The organism is Streptomyces sp. NPDC046925 (assembly GCF_040644915.1).
GTDB lineage: Bacteria > Actinomycetota > Actinomycetes > Streptomycetales > Streptomycetaceae > Streptomyces.
In genome coordinates, this window is sequence record NZ_JBEYWZ010000002.1 from 999,067 (window position 1) to 1,024,230 (window position 25,164).

The following is a 25,164-nucleotide window of genomic DNA, read 5'->3' on the forward strand; positions in this document are numbered from 1 at the left end:
TCCCCGAACTCCACGCCCCCGCGGGCCCCTCAGGCCACCTCGGGCTCCGCCTCACGGTCGGCGTCCGGGCCTGCGTCGAGGTCGGCTTCGAGGTCGCTTTCCGGGTCGCGCCCGGCCGCCTTCGTACCGCCTGAGACCAGCTCGTCCCAGTGGACGGTCCGCTCGCACCACCGCTCCAGGAGCACCCGGTCGTGCCCGACCGCGAGCAGCCCCGCACCGCTCTCGCGCCGGTACTCCTCCACGGCGTGCACGAGCGCCGCCGTCGTCGAGGCGTCCAGCATTGCCGTCATCTCGTCGCAGATGAGCCAGCGCGGGCGGAGCACCAGAGCGCGGGCCAGGCAGGCACGCTGCAGCTGCCCGTCGCTGACCTCGTGCGGCCTGCGGCCCAGGAGGTCGGCGCCGAGGCCCACCGTGACCGCCAACTCCCCTGCACGCGCGGCGGCTTCGGCTCCGCGCCCGTTCGCCCTAAGCGGCTCGGCGATCAGGTCCGTGAGGGTGAGGCGCGGGTCGGCGGAGAGGCGGGGCTGCTGGAAGACGACGCCGAAGGCGGTGCGCTGGGCGCGGGGCGCGCGGTGCCGCCAGCCGCGGGCGGGTTCGCCGTCGATGACGACGCGGCCCGCGTCGGGCCTGTGCAGCAGGGCGGCGACGCGGGCCAGGGTCGACTTGCCGCAGCCGCTGGGACCGAGCAGGCCGACGGAGGCGCCGGGTGCGAGGGTGAGGTCGACACCGCGCATGACGGGGGCACGGCGGTCGTATCCGGCGGTGACGGAACGCAGTTCAAGCATGAGGGGCCTCCAGGACGGCCGCCGCCGGGCGGGGGTGGTGGCAGGCGACGCCGTCCGCGGTCTGCGGCACGGCCTCGCAGGCCTCGTCCGCCGCCGGGCAGCGCGCCGCGAAGGCGCATCCGCCCGGCAGCGCGGACAGTTCGGGCGGCATGCCGGGGATTGGCGTGAACTCCCGCTCCGGAAGGGCGTTCAGGAGGCCGCGCGCGTAGGGGTGGCGGGGGCCGGGCGCGCCGAAGAAGTCCTCGGCGTGGGCGAGTTCGACGATGCGGCCCGCGTACATCACGGCGACGCGGTCCGCGATCCGCTCGGCCGCGGCCAGGTCGTGGGTGATCAGGAGCAGCGCGCGGTCCTCGCCGACATGCCGCCGCAGTTCGTCCACCGTGCGGTCGACGAGGTCGCGGTCGAGGCCCGTCGTGGGCTCGTCGGCGAGCAGCAGCGGCGCGTCGCCGATGAGCGCGAGTGCGGTGGCGGCGCGCTGGGCGAGGCCGCCGGAGAGCTCGTGCGGGTAGCGGTCCAGGTGCCCGGCGGGGAACGCGGCCCGCTCCGCGGCGGCTTCGGCGGCCTTCCGCAGCTCCGGGCGGCGCGCGCCCGTCAGCTCCCGCAGCGTTTCCTCCAGCTGGGCGCGGACCGTGCGCACCGGCGTCAGATGCGCGGCCGGGCTCTGCGGCACGAGTCCGACGCGCCGCCCCCGGACCGTGCGGGCCAGGGTGCGCTCGTCGGCGGTCATCAGATCCACGTCGCCGATGAGCGCGGACCCGGCGGTCTCCGCGTTCTGCGGAAGGAGCCCGAGCAGCGCCGAGGCGAGCACGGACTTGCCGCAGCCGCTCTCCCCGACGAGGGCCAGGCACTCCCCCGCCGCGAGGTCGAAGGAGGCATCGGTGACGGCGGACACGAAGGTGCCGCCGCGCATCCGGAACCGTACGGAGAGGCCGCGTACCGAGAGCACTGGGGGCACTGGGGACGGGGACGAGACGGGCTCGGTCACAGCATCAGCTCCGATCGGCGCCGGGGATTGATCCGTTCCCGCCAGGCGCCCGCGAGGCCCGCGATCGCCAGGGTGGGCACGATGATGAAGAGGCCGGGGAAGAGCGTCGGCCACCAGTCCCCCGCCAGGAGCGAGCCGCGCGCGCTCTGCACGAGGGTGCCCAGGCTGGCCTGGTGGGTGGGGAGTCCGAGCCCGAGGAAGGAAAGCGCGGACTCGTGCCAGATGGCGTGCGGCACCATCAGGACGGCGGCGAGTCCGGCCTGCGGGAGCACGCCGGGCAGCAGATGGCGCACGATGACCCGCAGGCGCGAGGCGCCGCCGGAGATGGCCGCGTCGACGTACGGGCGCGAGCGCAGCGACAGGACCTCGGCGCGCACGATGCGGGCCGTGGACAGCCAGTGGGTGAGCGCGACGGAGACGACCACCGGCCATACGCCGGGGCGGAACATCGCCACGATGAAGATGCCGAGCAGCAGATGCGGCACGGACGAGAAGACGTCCACGAGCCGCATCACGATCCGGTCCACCCAGCCGCCCGACGCGGCGGCGAGCGCGCCCACGGCGGTGCCGATGACGGTCGCCACGACCGCCGCCACCACGCCCACGAGCAGGGAGACCCGCAGCCCGTACACACAGCGCACGAGCAGATCGCGCCCCACGTCGTCGGTGCCGAAGGGGTGCTCCCAAGAAGGCGGCCGCAGCTTGGCCGCGAGGTCCACGGCCTGTTCGTCGAGGTTCACCAGCGGCGGCACGAGGAGGACGGCGAGGACGACCGCGGCGACGATCACCACGGAGGAACCCACCCGCCACGCGCGCGTGGAGCGGCTCTTGGAGGCGTTCCCCATGGAGGCGCGCCATGTCGTCGTCTCAGCCATCGAATCCCACCCTCGGATCGGCGAGGCCGTACAGCAGGTCGGCCAGCAAATTGCCCAGGAGCACCGCCGCCGTGGCGAGGACGGTGAGCGCGGCGAGCAGCGGGAAGTCCACGGCGGTCGCCGCCGACACGGTGGCCGCCGCGATGCCTGGCCAGCTGAAGACGGTCTCCACCAGGAGCGCCCCGGTGATCAGTTCGGGCACGCGGGAGCCGATCAGGGTGAGCACCGGCAGCATGCCCGAGCGCAGGGCGTGGCCGAGCAGCACGGTCCGTTCGGCGAGGCCACGCGCGCGTGCGCCGCGGACCGGGTCGTCACCGAGTGCGTCGCCGACCCCTTGGCGTACGTAGAGCACGAACCACGGAAGCTGCGAGATCGCGAGGACGGCGGCGGGCAGCACGAGATGGCTCGCGACCTGCCCGGCGGTCACGGCCGAACTCGCGGTGTCCGTGAGCCCGCCCGAGGGCAGCACACCCAGCTTCAGGGCGAACAGCCAGACGGCGAGCAGCCCGATCCAGAACGGCGGGGCCGCTTCGAGGGTGTAGGCGAGCGAGGTCACGGCCCGGTCGAGCCAGCCGCCGGGGCGGCGCGCGGCGAGCACGCCGAGCGTGGTGCCGACGACGATGGCGAGCAGGAACGCGGTGGCGGCGAGCAGAACGGACCAGCCGATGCGCTCGCCGATGACGTCGGCGACGGGCTGGCGCAGGGTGCTGGAGTCCCCCAGGTCGCCGCTCAGGGCCGAGGTGAGCCAGTCCCACCAGCGCTGCACGAGCGGCTGGTCGACGCCGAGGTTGCGGCGCAGCTGGTCGAGGTTCTCCTGTGACGCGGTGAGTCCGGCCGTGCCCGCGTACGCCTTGACGGGGTCGAAGGGGGACGCGGCGGCGATCGCGAAGACGCCGAAGGTCACGGCGAGCAGGACCGGGACGGCGAACAGGGCCCGCCGTCCCGTCATGCGCGCCATCGGCCCCCAGGGGAGCTTGTGGAGCGCGGATTTCACTGCCCGGGCTGCCAGTCCTCGACGTTCCACCACGGGCCGGACGCCAGGCCGTGGTCGTGCGGCTCGGTCTGGGTGGTCAGGTCGCCGAAGCGCTTGTCGACGACGTAGAGGTGGTCGATGTGGGTGAGGAAGGTGTAGCCGGGGTTCTTCACCAGTTCGCGCTGGATCGTGTCGTACGCGGCCTGCCGCTTCGCGTGGTCGCCGCTCTCGCGCGCCTCGTCGAGCGCCTTGTCGACCTTGGGGTTGTCGTAGTGGGCCATGTTGTTGAAGCCGTCACCGGCGAGCGAGGACTTCAGGAGCGTGTACTGGTCGAAGTCCGGGTCGGCCGGTGAGCCGCCGCCCGCGAGGACCGCGTCCTTGGGCATGCGCGGCTGGATGACCTCCCAGGTGCCCGCCTGCACCTCGACCTTGATGCCGAGCTTCTTGGCGTCGGAGGCGTAGGCGAGCGCGTGGTCCTGGCGGAGCTTGTCGCCGGAGAGGTACCAGAGCGGGAACTTCGCCTGGACGCCGTCCTTGGCGCGGATGCCGTCCTTGCCCGGCTTCCAGCCCGCCTTGTCGAGGATCCTCTTGGCTGCGGCGAGGTCGTGCTTCCGCTCGGTGCCCTTGGTGAACCAGGGGCTGTCGGTCGGGACGGGGCCGTAGGCCTCCTTGCCCGCGCCGTCCAGGATCGAGTCGACCATGGCCTTGCGGTCGACGCCGGTGTCCAGGGCGCGCCGGACGTCGGTGTCGCCCGCGACCTTGTTGCCGGTGGGCAGCGTCACCACGCGGTAGTCGAAGGTCTTGGCGGCGTAGGACTTCTTGTTGCCGTCGTTCTCGTACTTCTTCGCCAGGTTGGGCGGCAGGATCGCGCCGTCGAGCTCACCGGCGTCGAGCCGGGTGGCGCGGATGTCGTCGTCCTTGATGATCGCCATGGTGAAGTTCTTGACCTTCGGTGCGCCGCCCCAGTAGCCGGGGTTGGCCTTGAAGGTGAGCTTCTCGCCCTTGGACCACTTCACCAGCTTGTAGGGGCCGGTGCCGACGGGCTTGGTGGTGAAGTCGCCGGTGTTCACGTCCTGCTTGCCCGCTATGTGCTCGGGCGCGATCGGCAGGACGGTGCGCTCGGCGAACGGCGCGTAGGGGTACTTGAGGTGGAAGACGACGGTGTCATCTCCCTTCGCCTCGACGTCCTTGACAGCGTCGAGCTCGGTCTTGGAGGCATTGTTGGTCTTCTTGTCGAGGATCGTCTCGTAGGTGAAGACGACGTCCTCGGCCGTGAAGGGCTTCCCGTCGCTGAACTTGACGCCCTTGCGCAGCTTGAAGGTGTAGGTCTTGCCGTCGTCGCCGACCTCGGGCAGCGCGGCGGCGAGGGCGGGCTTCAGCTTCATGTCGGCGTCGTGCGTGAGCAGACCGTCGAAGATCTTGGAGTTGCCGTCCTTGCCGTAGCCGAGGAGCGGGCTCAGGGTGTCCGGTTCGTACGCGATGCCGACGACGGCGGAGTCCTTGGCACCGTCGGCCCCCTTGCCGTCACCCGGCGCCGAACAGGCCGAAGCGGCGACCGCCAGTGAGGCGGCCGCCGCAACCGCGCCCGTACCCCGTATTGATCGGGCCCTCATGCTCCACACCCCTACTGAAGATCAAACGTTATTGCGAACGGGTCGCAATTATGCCTGATGTAATGGGTGGGTAAAACGGGTGGTCCATACCGAGTGGATCACGGATCAGAGCTGGGGGCCGGGGTCAGGCTTCCGGGCTCAGCGGGCCGGCGTCAGGGCGCGGGCAGGTTGACGCGGGCAGCCAGCTCCTCCCGGTGCCGCCCCACCGTGCCCAGCGCGATCGAGTCCGCCTTGGCCCGCTTGAGGTAGAGATGGACGGGGTGCTCCCAGGTCATGCCGATGCCGCCGTGCAACTGGAGCGCCTCCTCCGCGACGTGCACCGTGGCGGGCGACGCGAAGGCCTGCGCCAGAGCCGCCGCGACATCGGCGTCCGCACTGCCGGCGGCGAGGGTGTCGGCCGCGTTCCGGGCGGTGGCACGCATGTTGACCACCTCCAGCCAGAGCTGGGCGAGCCGGTGCTTGAGCGCCTGGAAGGAGCCGACGGGCCGGTTGAACTGATGCCGCTCCTTCGTGTGCCGCACGGTCTCGGTCAAACACCAGTCGGCGACGCCCAGTTGCTCGGAGGCCAGGAGCCCGGCGCCCGCCCGCAGACCCCGTCGTACGGCGGGCCCGGACTCCGGACCGACCGCACGCGCGCATGCCCCCTCGAAGGTGACCGTGGCGAGCGGCCGCGTGAGGTCGAGGGAGGTCTGCGGCGTCACGCTCACGCCGTCCAGTGCGGCGTCCACCGCGAACAGACCCGCACTGGTGGGCACCAGGAACACATCGGCGGCGAGCGCGTCGGCGACACCGGTGACGCTGCCGTGCAGGGCATCGCCCTCCGCGCGCACGCCGGGCAGGGCATCGCCCGGAGCGGCGGCGAGGGACACGGCGAGCACGCCGATCCTGCGTCCCGACGCCAGCGCGCCCAAAAGCTCCCGCGCCGCGTCGCCGTCGCAGGCGAGCAGCGTCTCGGTCGCGATGACGGCGCTGGTCAGATAGGGCACGGGCGCGACCGCGCGGCCCAACTCCTCCAGGACTACGGCGGCTTCGCGGTGCGTGGCCCCCTGGCCGCCGAGCTCCTCGGGCACGAGCAGTCCGGCCAGGCCCATGCCGTCCGCGAGCATCTTCCACAGCTCGCGGTCGTGCGGCTCGGCGGACTCGGTGCGGGCGAGCACGGCGGTGGCGTCGCAGTGGTCGGCGAGGAGGCCGCGCACCACCGAGCGCAGCGACTCCTCCTCTTCGGAGTACAGCAGGTCGCGGGGCGAACCCTGCGGACGATGCGGTGACTGGGGTGTCTGCGTGCTCATCGGGCGAGGTCCTTCCACGCGACGTCCTTGTCGGTGCGCGGCTCGGAGGGCAGCCCGAGGACACGCTCGGCGACGATGTTGAGCAGCACTTCGCTGGTGCCGCCCTCGATGCTGTTGCCCTTGGCCCGCAGATAGCGGTAGCCCGCGTCACGGCCGACGAAGTCGACCTTCGCGGGCCGCCGCATCGTCCAGTCCTCGTACAACAGGCCTTCCTCGCCGAGGAGTTCCACCTCCAGGCCACTGATCTCCTGGTTCAGGCGGGCGAACCCGAGCTTCATGCCGGAGCCCTCGGGCCCCGGATGGCCCGCCACGAGCTGCTGGCGCAGCCGCTCGCCGGTGAGCCGGGCGACCTCGGCCTCCACCCACAGCTTCAGGAGCCGCTGGTGCAGATCGTGCGTGCGCAGTTCGGGCCGCTGGCGCCAGGCCTCCACGACCGGGCCGATCATGCCGCCCTCGCGCGGGATGCGGGCGCCGCCGATGGACACCCGCTCGTTCATGAGGGTGGTCTGCGCGACCTTCCAGCCGTCGCCGATCTCACCGAGGCGGTGCGCGTCCGGGATGCGCACGTCCGTGAGGAAGACCTCGTTGAACTCGGCCTCGCCGGTGATCTGCCGCAGCGGGCGCACCTCGACGCCGGGGTCGGTCATGTCGCAGACGAAGTACGTGATGCCGCGGTGCTTGGGCACCTCCGGGTCGGTGCGGGCGATGAGGATGGCCCAGCGGGCGGCGTGCGCGCCGGACGTCCACACCTTCTGTCCGTTGACCACCCAGGAGTCGCCGTCACGGACGGCGCGGGTGCCCAGGGCCGCGAGGTCGGACCCGGCGCCCGGCTCGCTGAAGAGCTGGCACCACACCTCGTCGCCGACCCACAAAGGCCGCAGGAAGCTGCGCTTCTGCTCCTCGGTGCCGAAGCGCAGGATGGTGGGCGCCGCCATGCCCAGGCCGATACCGATGCGGCGCGGGTCGTTGTCGGGCGCGCCCGCGGCCTCCAACTCGGCGTCCACGACGGCCTGCAGTGAGCGCGGCGCGCCGAGGCCGCCGAGCCCCTCGGGGTAGTGCACCCAGGCGAGTCCGGCGTCGAAGCGTGCCTTGAGGAACGCGGCGCGGTCCGTCGTGGCGGGCGGGTGCGCGGCGAGGAATTCCTGTGTACGGCTGCGCAGTCCGGCGGCATCCGTCATGCGGCGCCTCCCCCGGGAATCACGGCCACCCGCCCCGTGGTGACGCCGTCGGCGACCCGCTGGACGGCTGCGGCGGCCTCGCCCAGCGGCACGCGCTCGCTGATGAGCGGCTTGATCGCGCCCTTGGCGGCGAGCTGGGTGAGCTCTTCGTGGCAGCGCAGGATCGCCTGCGGGTCCTTGGCGTTGTAGAGGCCCCAGTGCAGGCCGAGCACCGCGTAGTTCTTCACCAGGGCGTGGTTGAGCGCGGGCGTCGGGATGACACCGCTCGCGAAGCCGACGACGATGATCCGCCCCTCGAAGGCGACGCACTTGGTCGACTGGCTGTACGCGTCGCCGCCGACGGGGTCGTAGACGACGTCGGCGCCGCGGCCGCCGGTGGCTTCCTTGACGGCGCCGATCACGTTCTCCGTACGCCGGTCGATGACCAGATCGCAGCCGAGCTCACGCGCGACCTCGGCCTTCGCGGCGCCGCCGACGACGCCGATGACCTTGGCGCCCGCCGCCTTGCCGAGCTGGATCGCCGCGCTGCCGACGCCGCCGGCGGCCGCGTGCACCAGGAGGGTCTCGCCCGCCTGGAGATGCGCGCGGCGGTGCAGGCCGAACCAGCCGGTCTGGTAGCCGATGTGCAGCGCCGCGGCTTCGGCGTCGTCCAGGGCGTCGGGCGCGGGCAGCACGGCCGCCGCGTCGGCGATCGCGTACTCGGCGAATCCGCCGTACGGAAGGGCGGGGTTGGCGATCACGCGCCGCCCGTCCTCGGTCTCGCCGCAGATCTCAACGCCGGGCGTGAACGGCAGCGGGGGCGTGACCTGGTACTGCCCGCGGCAGAGCAGCGCGTCGGGGAAGTTGATGTTGGCGGCGCGGACCTTGAGGAGCAGTTGTCCGTCGCCCGGCACCGGCCGGTCCACGTCTTCGAGGCGCATCACTGCGCTCGGCTCGCCGTTCTGGTGCACTTGCCATGCCTGCATGCGGGGCCTCCACGGGGCTCTTCGTAGACCGGGCTCCGTCGCATACTAAGCGGTCGCTTGCAGGCAGGGGAACCGTCTCGTCAGTCCGCTTCGGGCTTCTCCCGAGGGGATGACTGGGCGGATGGCTGGGTGGACGACTGAGCGGATGGCTGGGTGGACCGCTGGGCGGGGCGCGCCCGGACGTGCATCCGCTCGCCCTGCGGCCCGAACAGGCTGAGGAACTCCGCGGGCCCCTCCCCAGTGGACCCGAACCAGTGCGGAACGCGTGTGTCGAACTCCGCGGCCTCGCCCGCCGTGAGGATCACGTCATGATCGGCGAGCACGAGCCGCAGCCGCCCGGACAGGACATACAGCCACTCGTATCCCTCGTGGGTCTGCAGATCGGGCTCGGCGGAGCGGACGGGCTCGAAGATCTTGTACGCCTGGAGGCCGCCGGGCTGCCGGGTCAGCGGGATCATCGTGCGGCCGTGCCGGACGATCGGTTTGGACCGCACCCGCGGGTCGCCTACGGGCGGGGCGCCGACGAGTTCGTCCAGGGCGACCTGATGGGCGCGGGCGATGGGGAGCAGCAGTTCGAGGCTGGGCTTGCGGTTGCCGGACTCCAGGCGGGAGAGGGTGCTCACCGAGATGCCAGTGGCCGCGGCGAGGCCCGCGAGGGTCGCACCGCGCTCCTTGCGGAGCTTGCGCAGGCGGGGGCCGACCTCGGCGAGGACGCCTTCCAGATTCACGCTGTCGTCTTCGTTGCCTGTCATCTCCTTATTGCAGTATCGGCAAACTTGATTGTCAATCCTTCACGCTCGATGCGACGGTCCGGGTGGAGGTGGTCACGATGAACAGCAACGACAGCAGGTACGACGTGGTCGTCGTCGGCGGTGGCGCGGCGGGGCTCGGCGCGGGGCTCGTCCTCGGCCGGTCGCGGCGGCGCGTCCTGGTCGTGGACGCGGGCGAGCCGCGCAACGCGCCCGCCGCGCACATGCAGGGCTATCTGTCACGGGACGGGATGCCGCCCGCCGAGTTCCTCGCCGTGGGGCGGCGCGAGGTGGCGGCGTACGGGGTGGAGCTCGCCGACGACCGCGTGACGGCCGTGCGGCCCGACGGCGCCGGGGAGTTCCGGGTCGCCCTCGGAGCCGGCCGGTCCGTGCACGCGCGGCACGTCGTCGTGGCCACGGGCCTGGTCGACGAGCTCCCGGACGTGCCGGGCCTGGCCGAGCGCTGGGGGCGCGACGTGCTGCACTGCCCGTACTGCCATGGATACGAAGTGCGGGACCAGGCCTTCGGAGTGCTGGCGTCGCCGGTGTCCGGCATCCATCAGGCGCTGCTTGTCACGCAGTGGTCCATGGACGTGACGCTGTTCCTGCACACCGAGCCGGAGCTGTCCGCCGACGACCGGGAGAGGCTGGCCGTCGCCGGGGTGACGGTGGTGGAGGGCAGGGTGAGCGGACTCGCCGTGGAGGACGACCGCCTGACGGGAGTGCGGCTCGCGGACGGCCGGGAGGTTCCGCGCTCGGTCCTGTTCGTGGGAGCGGGGGCGCGACCCCGGAACGAACTCCTCGACCGGCTTGGCGCGGACACCCGGGACACACCCTTCGGCCCCTACCCTGCCGTGGACGCGGACGGGCGCACGAGCGTGCCCGGCGTGTGGGCCGTGGGCAACGCGGCGGGCCCCAAGGTGCAGGTGATCAACGCGGCCGCCGCGGGGTACCAGGCCGGGCTGACGATCAACCACGAGCTCGTCCTCGCGGACATCGACGCAGGCGTGGCGGCGCGGCGCCGGGGAGCGGCGGTGCGGGCTTGAAGTCCCGTACGAGTGGGAAGCTCCGTGCGGGCGTGAAGCCCCGTGCGGGCGTGAAGCCCCGTGCGGGCGTGAAGCCCCGTGCGGGCGTGAAGCCCCGTGCGGGCGTGAAGTTCCGTGTGGGCATGGAGCTTTGAGGCGTTACGCGATATCGATGCGGCCATGACGGACGACGATGCGAACGAAGCGGCGCTGCCGGGGCTCCCGGCCCCCGCCCCGCTCGGCACGAGCGCCCTTCCCGAGGGGACGTACGACGGGGTGACCGTTCTTGTGACCGGCGGCGGGACCGGCCTCGGCAAGGCGATCGCCGCGGAGTTCGCGCGGCTCGGCGCGGATCTGGTGATCGCCAGCCGCAAGGAGGAGCGGCTGAAGGCGGCGCGGGACGAACTCGCCGTCCTCGGCGGGCGGGTGACGGCCGTGCCGTGCGACATCCGTGACCCGGAGCGCGTCGCCGAGGTGTTCGACGCGGCGCGGGAGGCGTGCGGGCTGCCCGGTGTCCTGGTGAACAACGCGGCGGCGAACTTTCCCGTGCCCGCGGAGGACATGTCACCGAACGCGTGGCGCGCGGTCGTGGACATCACGCTGACCGGGACCTTCTTCATGACACGCGAGTTCGCCCGCCGCCATCTCGCGGCGGGCACACCCGGCTCCGTCATCAACATCGGGGCGTCGTACGCGTGGACGGGCGGCCCCGGTTTCGCACACAGCGCGGCGGCCAAGGCGGGCGTGCGGAGTCTCGTGGAGAGCCTGGCGGTGGAGTGGGGCCCGTATGGAATCCAGGTCAACGGCCTGGTGCCGGGACTGATGCCGCACGAGGACATGACGGCGGACATCCGCGGGAACCTGGACCGGGCCGCGCCCGCGCCGGAACCCTCACCGGACGAACCCCGACAGGGCCTGGGCTCGCGCCAGCCCGCCCTCCGCGTCGGCGCCCCCCGCGAACTGGGCTGGGCCGCCACTTTCCTGGCCTCCCCCTACGCCCGCTTCATCACCGGCCACACCCTGGTGGTCGACGGCGCGAACTGGCAGCGCCGGAGCTTGGTGAGCCCGGAAGTGATGCCGATACGGGAGCAGATGGGCCGGGGACCGTTCGAGGCGTAACGCGGCAACTGGATCGCCGAATACCCCAACACCACGACCAGCGGCAAAGCGGCAGAACCGCGGCTACTTGCCCTCGAACTTCGCCGACCGGCGCTCCCCCTTCGCCGCGTACCCCGTGCGGGAGTCCTCCGACGTCAGGGTGATCGCCGCGTTCATCGCGACCCGGTCCAGGGCCGCTTCCATCCCCGCGTCGGCATAGGCGTCGATGCCGCGTTTGATGCCCTGGACGGCCAGCGGGCCGTTCGCCGCGATCTCCGCGGCCACTTCGCGGGCCGTCTTGGCCAGTTCGTCGACCGGGGTGACGAGCTGGACGAGGCGCAGCCGCTCGGCCGTGGCCGCGTCGATGCGGCGGCCGGTGAGGGAGAGCAGCTTGGCCCAGCCCGCGCCCGCCTCACGCGCGATGCGCAGATCGCCGCCCGCGTCCACCGCGACACCGATCTGCGCCTCGGGCAGCGCGAACACCGCGTCGTCCGAAGCGATCCGCACGTCCGCCATCAGCGCGAGCTCGAAGCCGAAGCCGAGGCAGTACCCCTGCACCGCGGCGACGACCGGCTGGGGAAGGTTCGCGAAGACGCGGAAGCGTTCGTGGACCCAGCGCAGGGCCTCGTAGTAATTGCGGGTGCGTTCGGACCCCGAGCGTCCGCCGATCGCGTCGCCGATATGCGCGGTGACGTCGATCCCGGCACAGAACGCCCGCCCCTCGGCCCGCAGCAGCACCGCCCGAATCGAGTCGTCGAAGCGGATCCGGTCCGCGAAGATGCCCAGCTGGCGCGTGGCCTCCCAGCTCCAGGCATTGAGCTTCCGCGGATAGCAGAGGGTGAGGATGCCCAGGCCGTCCTCGACGTCGAGGCGCAGCCGCTCCTCACCCTCCGGGATGTCCGTGCCGATGGTGTCGATCACCTAGCACCAGCTCCTGCCGCATTTCTGACGTCACGTCAGTTCCTGACGTGACGTCAGCCTAGTGGCGACGGCGCAGCGGCTGAAGACCTCGAAGGGCACCGCGGGCTTCCCGCCGAAGCGCGGCGCGACCGACTGTGCGTTGCCGGTGAGGAACTCGCGGCAGTACTTCTCGGGGTCTTCCTGCGTCAACACCTCGATGTACGTCCGGTGTTCGAGGAGCGAGCGCACGGATCGCTCGAGTCCGGCCGTCGCGTCCGCCGCGTGCGTGGGCGACGAGGAACCGGCGACGGCCACCCAGCGCACCCCGTCCCAGGGTTCGAGCGCGTCCTCCTCGATCAGCTCGGGGAAGATCCAGCGATTGCCCGCGTCCGCCACGGCGTCCAGGGTGGCGCGCCCGACGGCGACGTGGTCCGGGGTGTTCCAGGCGACGCCGCCCCAGGTGTCGCGGTGGTTGAGCGTGATCACGAGCTCGGGCCGGTGCCTGCGGACCGCGGCGGCGATGTCGCGGCGCAGCGCCGTCCCGTACTCGATCACGCCGTCCCTGTGATCGAGGAACTCCACGGACGACACGCCGACGACGGCCGCACTGGCCCGCTGCTCGCGCTCGCGCAGCGGCCCGCACGTGGCCGGGTCGAGGGTGTCGATGCCCGCCTCGCCGCGGCTGGCGAGGAGATAGGAGACCTCGCGTCCGCCGTCCGTCCAGCCGGCGATCGCGGCCGAGCAGCCGTACTCCAGGTCATCGGGGTGCGCGACGACGGCGAGGGCGCGCTGCCAGTCCTCGGGCATGGGGGTGAGCTGGTCGTTCGCATTCAACGGCTCTGTCATGCCCGCAGCCTAGCTTCGCGGGCCCCGGCGGCGGAGGGCTCGGACCGCATGCCGGCGAACACCGGCGGAGAGCTCAGACCTCGCCCCGCAGGAGAGCCAGGAGCCGGTCGAGCACGCGCGGCGACCCGACGCGCAGGCCGTCGTGCTCGTACTCGTCGGTGACCCAGGTCCGCAGGCCGCGGATGGCGCGAGCGGTGCGCAGGGAGTGCTCGGTGTCCACGTACATGTCGTCGTGGTAAATCGCGGCTGCGGCCGGCACCTCGTTCGCGGCGAGGCGCGCCGTGTCGTACAGGGGCGCCCAGCCGGTGCGTGCGGCCAGGAGGTCGGCGGTCTCGCGCAGCGGCCGCAGGGCGGGATCGCAGTCGAACTGCCAGCGCTGGACGGCTTCCCCGGTGAAGAGCAGCGGCGCGTCCCCGGCGAGCGCCTTGCCGGGGTCGAACTGCGGGAACTCGCCGCGCAGCCGCTCCGCCGACCAGTCGGTGGGCCGTTCGCCCTGGCCGTAGATCGACTCGTGGAGCAGCGCGAAGAGCGGGCGGTCCGCGAGCGACAGCTGGGCGTGTACGTGTTCCTGGAACGCGTCGGACAGCTCGAACCCGGCCGGGGTCCGCACGAAGGCGTCCTCCAGGAGGTAGTGCAGGCGGTGGCTGCCGTCCTTCGTGCCGAGCAGCATGCCGAGGGACTGGAACGCCTCGACGGTGAGGCGGTAGCCGCCGTTCAGGACCGGCTCGTGCTCGGCGAGGTGGGCCGCGATGCGGCGGGCACGCTCGACGTCCTGCGGGTAGCGGGCGTAGTGCGCAGCGGTCTTGCGCTGCATGCGCGGGTAGGCGGCGCGGTAGACGTCGTCCGCGTGCCCGTCGAGCGTGGGCAGGCCGCCGGTGATGACGGCGCCGTGCAGGCCTTCGGGGGCCGCCGACAGATAGTGGGTCGCGCAGAAGCCGCCGAAGCTCTGGCCCAGGACGGTCCAGGGGGCGCCGCCGGTCAGTTCGCGCCGGACCAGCTCGCAGTCGCGGACGATGGAGTCGGCGCGGAAGTGCGCGAGGTAGTCGGCCTGCTCCCCGGGGCCGCCGCGCAGGGGCAGCGTCTGACGCGTGGCCGGGGTGGAGCTGCCCGTCCCGCGCTGGTCGATGAGCAGCACCCGGAAGTCCTGCAGGGCCCTGCCCAGCCATGCCTCCTTGCCCGCGAAGCGGTGGGCCCCGCATCCCGGGCCGCCCTGCAGGAACACCAGCCACGGCAGGTCCGCGGCGTTTCCGTGCGCGCTCGCCACGGCCTCGCGGGCGAACACCTCGATCCGCTCCCCCGCCGGGTCGCCGTGGTCGAGGGGAACGGAGAAGCGGTGGTCGGTGAGGACCACGCCGGGCTGGCGGTAGGAGGCGGTGGCGGTCAAGGGGGCTCCTGGGCGGATGCGGAACGGGACGCTTCGCCCCAGTTCAGCACACCCGCCGCGGGGGCCGTCAGCGGGGCGCCAGGCTGGAGCGCCGCACCACGAGCTCCGGCTGGAGCACCACGCGCCGGTGATCGTGCTCTGCCGGGTCGGCGTCGGACTCGGTCTCCTCCAGGAGAAGTTCCGCGGCCATCGCGCCCATCTGGATGGCGGGCTGGCGCACCGAGGTGAGCGGGACCACGGCCGCGGCGGCGAACTCGATGTCGTCGTAGCCGACGATGGCGATGTCCTCGGGGACGCCGACCCCGGCCGCGTACATCGCCTGGAGCACTCCGAGGGCGAGCAGGTCGTTGGCGCAGAAGACGGCCGTGGGCCGCTCGGCGAGACCGAGGACGCGGGCGCCCGCGTCGCGTCCCGCGGCCACGTCCAGGCGTTCGGTGGGCAGCTCCCGCAGCGCCGATGCGGGAAGACCGGCCTCGGCGAGGGCCTGCAGCGCTCCCTGCCTGCGGTCCTTGACCTGGTTGAGTCCGGGCGGGCCGCTGACGTACGCGATGCTGCGGTGCCCCGTGTCGACGAGATGGCGCACCGCGAGCGCCCCGCCCAGGACGTCGTCCACGGAGACGGAGCACTCGGTGGCGCCCTCGGCGACCCGGTCGACGAGGACGAACGGGATGGCGTGCCTGCGGAACGCCTCGATGTTGCGCCCCGTCGCGTCGGCCGGGGTCAGCAGGACCCCTCGTACCCGCTGTTCGGCGAAGAGCGCCAGATACTCGGCCTCTTCGGAGGGGCTCTGTCCGCTGTTGCACATCATGACGCGGAGCCCGGCGTCGCGCGCGGCCCGCTCGGCACCGCGCGCGACGTCCACGAAGAAGGGGTTGCCCATGTCGAGCACGAGGAGCGCCATGATGCGGCTCTGCCCGGCGCGCAGCTGCCGTGCGGACTCGCTGCGCACGTAGCCGAGCCGGTCGATGACGGACTGCACCCGGTGGCGGGTCTCCTCGGAGACCACGTCCGGGCGGTTGATCACATTCGACACCGTGCCCACCGACACACCGGCGTGCTTGGCCACGTCTTTGATGCCGACCATGCGTCCCCTTGTTCCGCTGCTCGTGCGGTGCCTTGTGCACCGCCTCTGCGATCCCCTCAGAATTTGTACTGGTCGATGTTGTCCTTGTCGAAAACGGTCGGTTCGCCGAGATCGACCACTCCCTTGTCACCGATGGTGAAGCGGCCGAGCTCGCCCGCCTTGAACGTCTCGCCCTTCTTGCCGGTGATCTGGCCGGACTTCAGGGCGACGGCGGTGTGGGCGGCGAGCGCGCCGAGCTTGGCGGGGTCCCACAGCTCGAAGCCCTCGACGGTGCCGTTCTTCACGTACTGGCGCATGTCGTTGGGCGTGCCGAGGCCGGTGATCTTCACCTTGCCCTTGTACTTCGATCCCGAAAGGTACTGCGCGGCCGCCTTGATGCCGACCGTCGTCGGCGAGATGATCCCGGCCAGCTTCGGGTGCTCCTGGAGCAGTCCCTGGGTCTGCTGGAAGGACTGCTGGGCGTCGTCGTTGCCGTAGGCGGTCTTGACCAGCTTCATGTTCTTGTACTTGGGCTTCTTCAGCTCCTTCTTCATGTAGCCGATCCAGGTGTTCTGGTTCGTCGCGGTCTGCGCGGCGGAGAGGATCGCGATGTCGCCCTTGTAGTCGAGCTGCTCGCCCAACAGCTCCACCTGGGTGCGGCCGAGCGCCTCGGCGCTGGACTGCGAGACGAAGACGTCACGGCAGCCGGGGTTGGTGTCCGAGTCGTAGGTGACGACCTTGATGTCGTTCTTCATGGCCTGCTTGAGTGCGGTGCACAGGGCGCCGGGGTCCTGCGCGGAGACGGCCATGGCGTCGACCTGCTGCTGGGTGAGCGTGTTGACGTAGGAGACCTGTCCGCTGGTGTCGGTGGCGCTGTTGGGCCCCGTCTCCTTGTAGGTCGACCCGAGCTTCTCGAGCGCCTGCTCGCCGCCCTTGTCGGCGACGGTGAAGTACGGGTTGTTGACCTGCTTGGGCAGGAAGGCGACGGTCAGGCCCTTCTTGGTGACCGCGTCCGGGTCGGCCTTGGCGTTCGAGGCCTTGCCCGCTTCGTCGTCCTTCGCGGAGTCCTTGGTCGTGCCTCCGCAGGCGGTGGCGGTCAGGGCGAGCGAGGTGACGGCGGCCAGGGCCACACAGGCGCGGGTGAGGGCGGAGCGGCGGACGGATCGGCGGACAGAGAGCATCGTTGGTCCCTTTCGGACGTGTTCGGGGGTACGAGGGGGTCAGCGGGCCGGAGCGGCGGCGCGGCGGCCCGCCCGGGCGACGGCGATCTGCCGGGCCACGCGCGGCCCGAGGACGGAGACCACGAGCAGCACGCCGGTGACGACGATCTGCGACTGCGCGGAGACATTGAGCAGGCTCATCGCGTTCTGCAGGGCGCCGAGCAGGAAGACTCCGGCGATCGCGCCGCCGAGGGTCCCCTTGCCGCCGTCGAAGTCGATGCCGCCGAGCAGGACGGCGGCGACGACGGACAGTTCGAGCCCGGTGGCGTTGTCGTAGCGGGCGCTGGCGTAGTGCAGGGCCCAGAAGACGCCCGTGAGCGAGGCCATGAGCCCGGTGGCGACGAACAGCCACAGCTTGTGCCGCTTGACGCGCACGCCGGCGAACCGCGCGGCCTCCTCGTTGGCGCCGATCGCGAAGAGCGAGCGGCCGAAGGGCGTGGCGTGCAGGACGACGACCGCGATCGCGAGCAGCGCCAGGAAGGGCAGGAAGGCGTACGGCAGGAAGGTTTCGCCGATGCGTCCGGCCGCGAAGTCCAGGTACTGCGAGGGGAAGTCGGTGACCGCGTCCGAGCCGAGGACGATCTGTGCGATCCCCCGGTAGGCGGCCATGGTGCCGATGGTCACGGCGAGCGAGGGCAGCCCGAGGCGGGTCACCAGGAGGCCGTTGACCAGACCGCAGACGACTCCGAGCAGGAGCACGAGCGGAATGATCGTCTCGATGGCCATGCCGGCGTTCCACAGGGCGCCCATCACCGCTCCGGAGAGCCCCGCCGTCGAGGCCACCGACAGATCGATCTCTCCGGAGACGACCAGGAGCGTCATCGGGAGGGCGATCAGGGCGATGGGCAGGGTGTTGCCGATGAGGAACGACAGGTTGAGGGCGTTCCCGAAACCGTCGACGAAGGAGAACGACATCAGGAGCAGCACGACAAGGAGAGCGCCGACGACGGTGTCCCAGCGGACGGCGCGCGTCAGCGTGAGCCGGGTGGAGTCAGCCATGGCGTGCGTTCCTCTTCTTCAGGGCCTCGGCGACGCGCAGGGCGACGATCCGGTCGACGGCGATGGCCAGGACGAGCAGCACGCCGTTGATGGCGAGCACCCACACGGAGCTGACGCCGAGGGCGGGCAGCACGCTGTTGATGGAGGTGAGGAGCAGGGCGCCGAGGGCCGCGCCGTAGACGCTGCCGGAGCCGCCGGTGAACACGACGCCGCCGACCACGACAGCGCTGACGACGGTGAGTTCGTAGCCGTTGCCGGTGGCGGAGTCGACGTTGCCGAAGCGGGCCAGGTAGAGCGCGCCCGCGAGTCCGGCGAGCGCTCCGCAGGCGGTGTAGGCGGCAAGGATGCGCTTGCGCACCGGAATGCCCGCGAGCCGCGCCGCCTCGGGGTTGGAGCCGAGCGCGTAGAGCTCGCGTCCGCCGCCGAAGTGCCGCAGGTAGTAGGCGACCGCGACCAGGACGGCGAGCGCGATCAGCGCCAGGTACGGCACGGCGGAGATACCGCCGGAGCCGAAGTCGACGAAGCCGTCCGGCAGGTCGGAGGCGGTGATCTGCCGGGAGCCGACCCAGATCGAGTCGATGCCCCGGATGATGTAGAGGGTGCCGAGCGTGACGACGAGCGCGGGCACCTGGCCCAGGCTCACCAGCGCCCCGTTGAGCAGACCGCAGCCGACGCCGAGCGCGACCGCGAGGAGGATCGCGACCGTCGAGTCGCCCCCGCCCTGGAGGTAGTTGCCCGCGGCGAAGGCGCTGATGCCCAGCGTCGAGCCGACCGACAGGTCGACGTTGCGGGTGATGACGACCAGGGCCTGCCCCGTCGCGACGAGCACGAGGATGGTCGCGTTCAGGAGCAGGTCCTTGATGCCCTGCTCGGAGAGGAACTCGCTGTTGCCGGCCTGGGTGATGCCGATCATCACCAGGAAGACGAGGAGGATGGCCAGTTCGCGCATCTTGAAGACGCGGTCGACCAGGCGGGTGCCCGCGGCCTTCTCCGGGTCGACGGGGGGTGCCGGGCTCTGCGTGGTCACGCTCATGCCGTCCTCCCTGTGGCGGCAGCCATCACGGACTCCTCGGTCGCCCGCGCGCGCGGGATCTCGGCGGTGAGCCGTCCTTCGTGCATGACGAGGACGCGGTCGGCCATGCCGAGGATCTCGGGCAGGTCGGAGGAGATCATCAGGACCGCGACCCCCTCGGCGGCGAGTTCGGAGAGCAGCCGGTGCACTTCGGCCTTGGTGCCGACGTCGATGCCGCGGGTGGGTTCGTCCACGATCAGCACCTGCGGCTTGGTGGCCAGCCACTTGGCGAGGACGACTTTCTGCTGGTTGCCGCCGGACAGGGTGCCGACGGCGTCGGCGATCCGCGCGTACTTCACCTGGAGCCGCACCGCCCAGTCGAGCGAGCGGCTGCGCTCGGCGCCGCGGTCCATGAGTCCCGCGCGCACCGTCGTGCGCAGTCCGGTGAGCCCGATGTTGCGTTCGATGGACATGTCCATCACCAGGCCCTGCGCACGCCGGTCCTCGGGGACGAGCGCGAGCCCGGCCGCCATGGCGGTGCTGGGTGCGCCGTTGACCAGCGCCTTGCCCTGCACCTCGACCGTTCCGGCATCCCACCGGTCGACGCCGAACACGGCCCGCGCGACCTCGCTGCGCCCGGCTCCGACGAGCCCCGCGAGGCCGACGATCTCGCCGCGCCGCACGTCGAAGGAGACGTCGGTGAAGACGCCCTCGCGGGTCAGCCTGCGGACGCTGAGGGCGACTTCGCCGACCTGTGTGTCCTGCTTCGGGTAGAGCTCGTCGAGGTCGCGGCCCACCATGCGGCGTACGAGGTCGTCCTCGGTGAGTCCTTCGAGCGGTTCGCTCGCGATCAGGCCGCCGTCGCGCAGGGTGGTGACGCGCTGGCACAGCTCGAAGATCTCTTCGAGGCGGTGCGAGATGAAGAGGACCGCGGCGCCCTGTTCGCGCAGGGTGCGCACGACGCCGAAGAGGCGGGCCACTTCGCTGCCGGTGAGGGCCGCGGTCGGCTCGTCCATGATCAGGACCCGCGCGTCGAAGGAGAGCGCCTTGGCGATCTCGACGATCTGCTGGTCGGCGATGGAGAGGCCGCGTGCGGGCTGTTCGGGGTCGAGGTCCACGGCCAGGCGCTTGAAGAGCGCGTCGGCCGCGGCGTGCACGGCCTTGTGGTCGACGCGGCCGAAGGACCGGCGGGGCTGGCGCCCCATGAAGATGTTCTCCGCGACGGAGAGGTCGGGGAAGAGCGTCGGCTCCTGGTAGATGACGGCGACGCCCGCGTCCCTGGCGTCGCCGGGGCCGTGGAAGACGACCGGGGACCCGTCGAGCGTCAGCTCCCCCGCGTCCGGCCGGTGGACCCCGGCGAGGGTCTTGATGAGGGTGGATTTCCCTGCGCCGTTCTCGCCCGCGAGGGCGTGCGCCTCACCGGCGTACAGCTCCAGGGAGACGTCGTGCAGGGCGCGCACGGCCCCGAAGGACTTGCTCAGGCCCTGCACGGCAAGGACGGGGGGCTCTCTCATAGGTAGCACCGATCGGTCACGAAGGGCATGCGGATTCCGGCTGCGAGAAGCAAGGGGGGCGTCATCGGGAGTCACTCAGCGGACACCCGGCGTGAAAGGATTCAATCAATTTCCAGGGAAGCTAAACCCGCACCAACTGCGGCGTCAATGGGCGTGACTTGAAAATCCTGTCGCCACTTGATTTACCAAGGGCCAAGCAGTGGCGGCCTCTTGACAGCAACCCGTGCGCTACCTAGTTTCGCCTCTCGTGAAACGATTCATCTTCGAGTCGTTACGGAGTCAAGTTGTGATCAGCAGAAGACGACTGCTCAGCACCACCGCCACGGCCGCCCTGGGAACGGCGGTGGCCGCCGGAGCCGTTCCGACGGCCCACGCCGCCCCGTCCGCCGGGGCGCGCTCCCTGCGCGTGACCAGACCGACCGTCGAATACGTGAGGCACCCTCTCGGTCTCGACGTGCCGCGCCCGAGGCTCAGCTGGCCCCTGACATCCGCCCAGGAGGGGCAGGCGCAGACCGCCTACCAGGTCCGCGTGGCCACCTCCCCCGGCCGCCTGGCCAAGCCGGACGTCTGGGACAGCGGCAAGGTCGCCTCCAGCGACTCCGTCCTGGTCCCCTACGCGGGCCCCGACCTCAAGCCCCGTACGCGCTACCACTGGTCGGTGCGGGTCTGGGACGGCGCGGGCAAGGCCTCCGAGTGGAGCGAGGCCTCCTGGTGGGAGACCGGGCTCCTGGCGGCGAAGGAGTGGACGGCCCGGTGGATCGGCGCACCCGCCGCCCTGGTCGGCGCGCCCGCCCTGGACGACGCCTCCTGGATCTGGTTCCCCGAGGGCGACCCCGCGACGAGCGCGCCCGCGGCCACCCGCTGGTTCCGCGGCCGCGTCGACGTCCCCGGAGGCGTCACGCGCGCCCGCCTCGTCCTGGCGGCCGACGACGGCTGCACCGCGTACGTGAACGGCACGCAGGTGGCGCACACCGAAGCGGACAGCGCCGCCGACAACTGGCGCCGCCCCGCGGTCGTCGACGTGACCGCCCAACTGCGCGCCGGCACCGCGGTCATCGCCGTCGCCGCCACCAATGCCACCACCGGGCCCGCCGGTCTGCTCGGCGTGCTCGAACTGACGACCGCCGACGGTGTGCGCACCCTGACCACCGACGACACGTGGAAGACCACCGACAAGGAGCCCTCGGGCGACTGGCGGTCGGCGGGCTACGACGACGGCTCGTGGTCCGCGTCGAAGGTCCTCGCCGCCTGGGGTTCGGGCCCCTGGGGCAAGGTCGCCCCCGAGCACTGCCCGGCCGCCCAGCTGCGCCACGAGTTCCGCCTGCGGCCGGGCAAGAAGGTCGCCCGGGCCCGCCTCTACTCCACCGCCCTCGGCCTCTACGACGCCTGGCTCAACGGCGAGCGCGTCGGCGACGACCGCCTCGCGCCGGGCTGGACCGACTACGACAAGCGGGTCCAGTACCAGACGTACGACGTGACCAAGCAGCTCACGACCGGCGCCAACGCGCTCGGCGTGACGGTCGCGGTCGGCTGGTACGCGGGCAACGTCGGCATGTTCGGTCCGCACCAGTACGGCGAGCGGCCTGCGTTCCTGGGCCAGCTGGAGGTCACGTACACCGACGGCACGGTCGACCGCGTGCTCTCCGGCACCGACTGGCGCGCCGCGACGGGCCCGGTGACCGCCGCCGACCTCCTGTCGGGCGAGGACTACGACGCCCGCCTGGAGACCGCGGGCTGGACGCGCGCCGGATTCGACGACTCGAAGTGGCTCGCGGCCGACGCCGTCGACAAGGTCAAGGCCGCCGTCGTGGCCCAGATCGACGGGCACACGCGCGTGGAGAGCGAGATATCCGCCCGGAAGGTCAGCGAACCCAAGCCCGGCGTGTTCGTCTTCGACCTCGGCCAGAACATGGTCGGCGCGGTCCGCCTCGACGTCTCCGGGAAGGCCGGCACGAAGGTCAGGCTGCGCCACGCGGAGGTCCTCAACCCCGACGGCACCGTCTACACCACCAATCTGCGGTCCGCCCGCGCCACGGACACCTACACCCTCAAGGGCGGCGGCAAGGAGACGTTCGAACCGCGGTTCACCTTCCACGGCTTCCGCTACGTGGAGGTGACGGGCTACCCGGGCAAGCCGCCGCTGAACGCGGTGACGGGCCGCGTGATCCACACGTCGGCGCCGTTCACCATGGACTTCAAGACGAACGTCCCCATGCTCAACCAGCTCCACAGCAACATCACCTGGGGGCAGCGCGGCAACTTCCTCTCCGTCCCCACCGACACCCCCGCACGCGACGAACGGCTCGGCTGGACCGGCGACATCAACGTCTTCGCGCCCACCGCCACCTACACGATGGAGTCGGCGCGCTTCCTGACCAAGTGGCTCGACGACCTGCGCGACGGACAGCCCGACGACGGGTCCTTCCCCGACGTGGCCCCCTTCGTCGGCACGGTCGGCAAGGGCGTGGCAGGCTGGGGCGACGCCGGAGTGACCGTCCCCTGGGCGCTGTACCAGGCCTACGGAGACAAGCGCGTCCTGGAGCAGTCCTGGTCCTCGATGCTGAAATGGCTCGACTACCTGGAGAAGCACAGCAGCGGCTATCTGCGCCCCGCCGAGGGCTACGGAGACTGGCTCAACATCCAGGACGAGACCCCCAAGGACGTCATCGGCACCGCCTACTTCGCGCACAGCGCCGACCTCGTCGCCCGGACCGCCGAAGCCCTCGGGAAGGACCCCGCCCCGTACAAGAAGCTCTTCGGCAGCGTCCGTGACGCCTTCCGCGCCGCGTATGTGACCGGCGGCGGCCGGGTGAAGGGCGACACGCAGACCGCGTACGTCCTGGCCCTGTCCATGGACCTGCTCACCGACGGCGACCGCGCGCCGGCGGCGGCCCGTCTGGTGGAGCTCGTCAAGTCCAAGGAATGGCACCTGTCGACGGGCTTCCTGGGCACTCCGCGCCTGCTGCCCGTGCTCACCGCCACCGGCCACACGGACGTCGCCTACCGCCTTCTCGTCCAGAAGTCCTTCCCCGGTTGGGGCTACCAGATCGACAAGGGCGCCACCACGATGTGGGAGCGCTGGGACTCCATCAAGCCGGACGGCAGCTTCCAGGACGCCGGCATGAACTCCTTCAACCACTACGCGTACGGCTCGGTGGGCGAGTGGATGTACGCGAACATCGCGGGCATCGCACCGGCCGACCCCGGCTTCCGCAAGATCCGCGTCCGCCCGCGCCCCGGTGGCGGCGTGACCGAGGCGCAGGGCACCTTCGACGCGCTCTACGGCCCGGTCAGCACCCGCTGGACCACGGACTCCGACGGTTTCCGTCTCACCCTGACCCTGCCCGCCAACACCACGGCGGAGGTGTGGATCCCCGCCGACAAGCGCACCCAGGTGACGCACGACGCGGCGGAGTTCCTGCGGATGGAGGACGGCTGCGCCGTCTTCGCCGTGGCCTCCGGCACCCACCGCTTCACCAACTGACCCGACCCGACCGCTCTTTCGGAAGGCTGCGCGATGACCGCCGGACCCAGCAAGGACGCCGTGAAAGCGGCACTCACCACCCAGGCCCTGGAGACCCCGTCCTGGGCGTACGGCAACTCCGGTACGCGCTTCAAGGTCTTCGCGCAGCCAGGTGTCCCCCGCACGACCCGCGAGAAGATCGACGACGCGGCCCGCGTGCACGCCCACACCGGCGTGGCGCCCAAGGTGGCCCTGCACATCCCCTGGGACAGGGTCGACGACTACGCGGCCCTCGCGGAGTACGCCGCCGGGCGCGGCGTTCGGCTCGGAGCGATCAACACCAACGTCTTCCAGGACGACGACTACAAGCTCGGCTCGGTCACCAACCCGGACCCGGCGATCCGGCGCAAGGCACTCGACCATCTGCTCGAGTGCGTGGACATCATGGACGCGACGGGCTCGCGCGACCTGAAGCTCTGGTTCTCCGACGGCATCAACTACCCCGGCCAGGACGACATCCGCAGCCGCCAGGACCGCCTTGAGGAGGCCCTGCGCGCGACCTACGACCGCCTCGGCGACGATCAGCGCATGCTCGTCGAGTACAAGCTCTTCGAGCCGGCCTTCTACGCGACGGACATCCCGGACTGGGGCACGGCGTACGCACACTGCCTCAAGCTCGGCCCCAAGGCACAGGTCGTCGTCGACACCGGTCACCACGCCCCCGGCACCAACATCGAGTTCATCGTCGCCACCCTGCTGCGCGAGGGCCGTCTCGGCGGCTTCGACTTCAACTCCCGCTTCTACGCCGACGACGACCTGATGGCGGGCGCCGCCGACCCCTTCCAGCTCTTCCGGATCATGTACGAAGTCGTCCGCGGCGGCGGCCTGACCTCCGACACCGCGTTCATGCTCGACCAGTGCCACAACATCGAGACGAAGATCCCCGCGATCATCCGCTCGGTGATGAACGTGCAGGAGGCCACGGCGAAGGCGCTCCTCGTCGACGGCGACGCGCTGGCCGGGGCCCAGCGGACCGGTGACGTGCTGGCCGCCAACGCGGTCCTGATGGACGCCTTCAACACGGACGTGCGTCCCCTACTGGCAGAAGTCAGGGAGGACTCGGGGCTCGACCCGGATCCCATGCGGGCGTATCAGCGGTCAGGCTGGCAGGAGCAGATCGTCAAGGACCGCGTGGGCGGCGAGCAGGCCGGATGGGGGGCATGAGCGA

Annotated in this window: 21 protein-coding genes; 4 read left to right on the plus strand and 17 right to left on the minus strand. The window is 71.5% G+C overall.

What is annotated here, in order from left to right:
* Positions 1-29: 29 nt before the first annotated feature.
* The 9 genes from ABZ906_RS10790 to ABZ906_RS10830 all read right to left on the minus strand — a co-directional run bounded on the left by ABZ906_RS10790 (position 30) and on the right by ABZ906_RS10830 (position 9,415).
* Entirely contained in the window at positions 30-785 is a 756-nt protein-coding gene (locus ABZ906_RS10790) for an ATP-binding cassette domain-containing protein (RefSeq protein ID WP_361380196.1), read from the minus strand.
* The gene (locus ABZ906_RS10795; protein WP_361381396.1) at positions 778-1,695 is read right to left on the minus strand and encodes an ABC transporter ATP-binding protein; all 918 of its coding nucleotides are present in this window, start codon (positions 1,693-1,695) and stop codon (positions 778-780) included. Before ABZ906_RS10795 ends, ABZ906_RS10790 begins: the two co-directional genes overlap by 8 nt.
* Positions 1,696-1,766: 71 nt before the next feature.
* Positions 1,767-2,645 carry an ABC transporter permease gene (locus ABZ906_RS10800; RefSeq protein WP_361380199.1) on the minus strand — a complete coding sequence of 293 codons (879 nt, stop codon included), beginning with the start codon at positions 2,643-2,645 and terminating at the stop codon, positions 1,767-1,769.
* Positions 2,638-3,603 carry an ABC transporter permease gene (locus tag ABZ906_RS10805; RefSeq protein ID WP_361380202.1) on the minus strand — a complete coding sequence of 322 codons (966 nt, stop codon included), beginning with the start codon at positions 3,601-3,603 and terminating at the stop codon, positions 2,638-2,640. Before ABZ906_RS10805 ends, ABZ906_RS10800 begins: the two co-directional genes overlap by 8 nt.
* A 32-nt stretch (positions 3,604-3,635) precedes the next feature.
* Positions 3,636-5,231 carry an ABC transporter substrate-binding protein gene (locus tag ABZ906_RS10810; protein WP_361380205.1) on the minus strand — a complete coding sequence of 532 codons (1,596 nt, stop codon included), beginning with the start codon at positions 5,229-5,231 and terminating at the stop codon, positions 3,636-3,638.
* A gap of 152 nt (positions 5,232-5,383) precedes the next feature.
* Complete coding sequence (locus tag ABZ906_RS10815; RefSeq protein ID WP_361380208.1) at positions 5,384-6,520, minus strand: acyl-CoA dehydrogenase family protein; 1,137 nt, start codon at positions 6,518-6,520, stop codon at positions 5,384-5,386.
* Positions 6,517-7,698: an acyl-CoA dehydrogenase family protein gene (locus ABZ906_RS10820; RefSeq protein ID WP_361380211.1), complete on the minus strand. Its 1,182-nt coding sequence runs from the start codon at positions 7,696-7,698 to the stop codon at positions 6,517-6,519. Before ABZ906_RS10820 ends, ABZ906_RS10815 begins: the two co-directional genes overlap by 4 nt.
* Positions 7,695-8,663: an NADPH:quinone oxidoreductase family protein gene (locus tag ABZ906_RS10825; protein WP_361380215.1), complete on the minus strand. Its 969-nt coding sequence runs from the start codon at positions 8,661-8,663 to the stop codon at positions 7,695-7,697. The genes ABZ906_RS10820 and ABZ906_RS10825 overlap by 4 nt, the downstream gene beginning before the upstream one ends.
* Before the next feature lie 80 nt (positions 8,664-8,743).
* The gene (locus ABZ906_RS10830; protein WP_361380218.1) at positions 8,744-9,415 is read right to left on the minus strand and encodes an XRE family transcriptional regulator; all 672 of its coding nucleotides are present in this window, start codon (positions 9,413-9,415) and stop codon (positions 8,744-8,746) included.
* A 77-nt stretch (positions 9,416-9,492) separates the two neighbouring features.
* Here ABZ906_RS10830 and ABZ906_RS10835 point away from each other — a divergent pair, with 77 nt between their 5' ends.
* Both ABZ906_RS10835 and ABZ906_RS10840 read left to right on the plus strand, forming a co-directional pair.
* Positions 9,493-10,458: an NAD(P)/FAD-dependent oxidoreductase gene (locus tag ABZ906_RS10835; RefSeq protein WP_361380221.1), complete on the plus strand. Its 966-nt coding sequence runs from the start codon at positions 9,493-9,495 to the stop codon at positions 10,456-10,458.
* Positions 10,459-10,617: 159 nt separating this feature from the next.
* Positions 10,618-11,556, plus strand: a complete 939-nt coding sequence (locus ABZ906_RS10840) for an SDR family oxidoreductase (RefSeq protein ID WP_361380224.1) — start codon at positions 10,618-10,620, stop codon at positions 11,554-11,556.
* Between the two features lie 63 nt (positions 11,557-11,619).
* Here the strand turns inward: ABZ906_RS10840 and ABZ906_RS10845 are convergent, their stop codons facing one another.
* The 8 genes from ABZ906_RS10845 to ABZ906_RS10880 form a co-directional block, all read right to left on the minus strand.
* Entirely contained in the window at positions 11,620-12,456 is an 837-nt protein-coding gene (locus ABZ906_RS10845) for an enoyl-CoA hydratase/isomerase family protein (RefSeq protein WP_361380227.1), read from the minus strand.
* A 30-nt stretch (positions 12,457-12,486) separates the two neighbouring features.
* On the minus strand, positions 12,487-13,281 hold the full coding sequence (locus tag ABZ906_RS10850) for a PIG-L deacetylase family protein (protein ID WP_361380230.1): 795 nt from the start codon (positions 13,279-13,281) through the stop codon (positions 12,487-12,489).
* A 73-nt stretch (positions 13,282-13,354) separates the two neighbouring features.
* Entirely contained in the window at positions 13,355-14,665 is a 1,311-nt protein-coding gene (locus ABZ906_RS10855) for an alpha/beta fold hydrolase (RefSeq protein WP_361380233.1), read from the minus strand.
* A 67-nt stretch (positions 14,666-14,732) separates the two neighbouring features.
* Positions 14,733-15,749, minus strand: coding sequence for a LacI family DNA-binding transcriptional regulator (locus ABZ906_RS10860; RefSeq protein WP_361380236.1), 1,017 nt, complete (start codon positions 15,747-15,749; stop codon positions 14,733-14,735).
* A 56-nt stretch (positions 15,750-15,805) separates the two neighbouring features.
* Positions 15,806-16,909, minus strand: a complete 1,104-nt coding sequence (gene rhaS / locus ABZ906_RS10865) for a rhamnose ABC transporter substrate-binding protein (RefSeq protein ID WP_361380239.1) — start codon at positions 16,907-16,909, stop codon at positions 15,806-15,808.
* A 39-nt stretch (positions 16,910-16,948) separates the two neighbouring features.
* Positions 16,949-17,947, minus strand: coding sequence for an ABC transporter permease (locus ABZ906_RS10870; RefSeq protein WP_361380241.1), 999 nt, complete (start codon positions 17,945-17,947; stop codon positions 16,949-16,951).
* Complete coding sequence (locus ABZ906_RS10875) at positions 17,940-18,980, minus strand: ABC transporter permease (protein ID WP_361182982.1); 1,041 nt, start codon at positions 18,978-18,980, stop codon at positions 17,940-17,942. Before ABZ906_RS10875 ends, ABZ906_RS10870 begins: the two co-directional genes overlap by 8 nt.
* Positions 18,977-20,473: a sugar ABC transporter ATP-binding protein gene (locus ABZ906_RS10880; RefSeq protein WP_361380243.1), complete on the minus strand. Its 1,497-nt coding sequence runs from the start codon at positions 20,471-20,473 to the stop codon at positions 18,977-18,979. Before ABZ906_RS10880 ends, ABZ906_RS10875 begins: the two co-directional genes overlap by 4 nt.
* A gap of 286 nt (positions 20,474-20,759) precedes the next feature.
* Here ABZ906_RS10880 and ABZ906_RS10885 point away from each other — a divergent pair, with 286 nt between their 5' ends.
* Entirely contained in the window at positions 20,760-23,957 is a 3,198-nt protein-coding gene (locus tag ABZ906_RS10885) for an alpha-L-rhamnosidase (protein WP_361380246.1), read from the plus strand.
* A 33-nt stretch (positions 23,958-23,990) separates the two neighbouring features.
* The gene (rhaI, locus tag ABZ906_RS10890) at positions 23,991-25,160 is read left to right on the plus strand and encodes an L-rhamnose isomerase (RefSeq protein ID WP_361380249.1); all 1,170 of its coding nucleotides are present in this window, start codon (positions 23,991-23,993) and stop codon (positions 25,158-25,160) included.
* Positions 25,161-25,164: the final 4 nt, after the last annotated feature.

Excerpts from the sequence above, each read along its gene's own strand:
- ABZ906_RS10820 (WP_361380211.1), bottom strand. The coding sequence starts at position 7,698 with ATGACGGATGCCGCCGGACTGCGCAGCCGTACACAGGAATTCCTCGCC.
- rhaS (WP_361380239.1), bottom strand. The coding sequence starts at position 16,909 with ATGCTCTCTGTCCGCCGATCCGTCCGCCGCTCCGCCCTCACCCGCGCC.
- ABZ906_RS10790 (WP_361380196.1), bottom strand. The coding sequence starts at position 785 with ATGCTTGAACTGCGTTCCGTCACCGCCGGATACGACCGCCGTGCCCCC.
- ABZ906_RS10795 (WP_361381396.1), bottom strand. The coding sequence starts at position 1,695 with ATGCGCGGCGGCACCTTCGTGTCCGCCGTCACCGATGCCTCCTTCGAC.
- ABZ906_RS10830 (WP_361380218.1), bottom strand. The coding sequence starts at position 9,415 with ATGACAGGCAACGAAGACGACAGCGTGAATCTGGAAGGCGTCCTCGCC.
- ABZ906_RS10825 (WP_361380215.1), bottom strand. The coding sequence starts at position 8,663 with ATGCAGGCATGGCAAGTGCACCAGAACGGCGAGCCGAGCGCAGTGATG.
- ABZ906_RS10870 (WP_361380241.1), bottom strand. The coding sequence starts at position 17,947 with ATGGCTGACTCCACCCGGCTCACGCTGACGCGCGCCGTCCGCTGGGAC.
- rhaI (WP_361380249.1), top strand. The coding sequence starts at position 23,991 with ATGACCGCCGGACCCAGCAAGGACGCCGTGAAAGCGGCACTCACCACC.
- ABZ906_RS10815 (WP_361380208.1), bottom strand. The coding sequence starts at position 6,520 with ATGAGCACGCAGACACCCCAGTCACCGCATCGTCCGCAGGGTTCGCCC.
- ABZ906_RS10875 (WP_361182982.1), bottom strand. The coding sequence starts at position 18,980 with ATGAGCGTGACCACGCAGAGCCCGGCACCCCCCGTCGACCCGGAGAAG.
- ABZ906_RS10880 (WP_361380243.1), bottom strand. The coding sequence starts at position 20,473 with ATGAGAGAGCCCCCCGTCCTTGCCGTGCAGGGCCTGAGCAAGTCCTTC.
- ABZ906_RS10800 (WP_361380199.1), bottom strand. The coding sequence starts at position 2,645 with ATGGCTGAGACGACGACATGGCGCGCCTCCATGGGGAACGCCTCCAAG.
- ABZ906_RS10810 (WP_361380205.1), bottom strand. The coding sequence starts at position 5,231 with ATGAGGGCCCGATCAATACGGGGTACGGGCGCGGTTGCGGCGGCCGCC.
- ABZ906_RS10860 (WP_361380236.1), bottom strand. The coding sequence starts at position 15,749 with ATGGTCGGCATCAAAGACGTGGCCAAGCACGCCGGTGTGTCGGTGGGC.
- ABZ906_RS10840 (WP_361380224.1), top strand. The coding sequence starts at position 10,618 with ATGACGGACGACGATGCGAACGAAGCGGCGCTGCCGGGGCTCCCGGCC.
- ABZ906_RS10850 (WP_361380230.1), bottom strand. The coding sequence starts at position 13,281 with ATGACAGAGCCGTTGAATGCGAACGACCAGCTCACCCCCATGCCCGAG.
- ABZ906_RS10805 (WP_361380202.1), bottom strand. The coding sequence starts at position 3,603 with ATGGCGCGCATGACGGGACGGCGGGCCCTGTTCGCCGTCCCGGTCCTG.
- ABZ906_RS10835 (WP_361380221.1), top strand. The coding sequence starts at position 9,493 with ATGAACAGCAACGACAGCAGGTACGACGTGGTCGTCGTCGGCGGTGGC.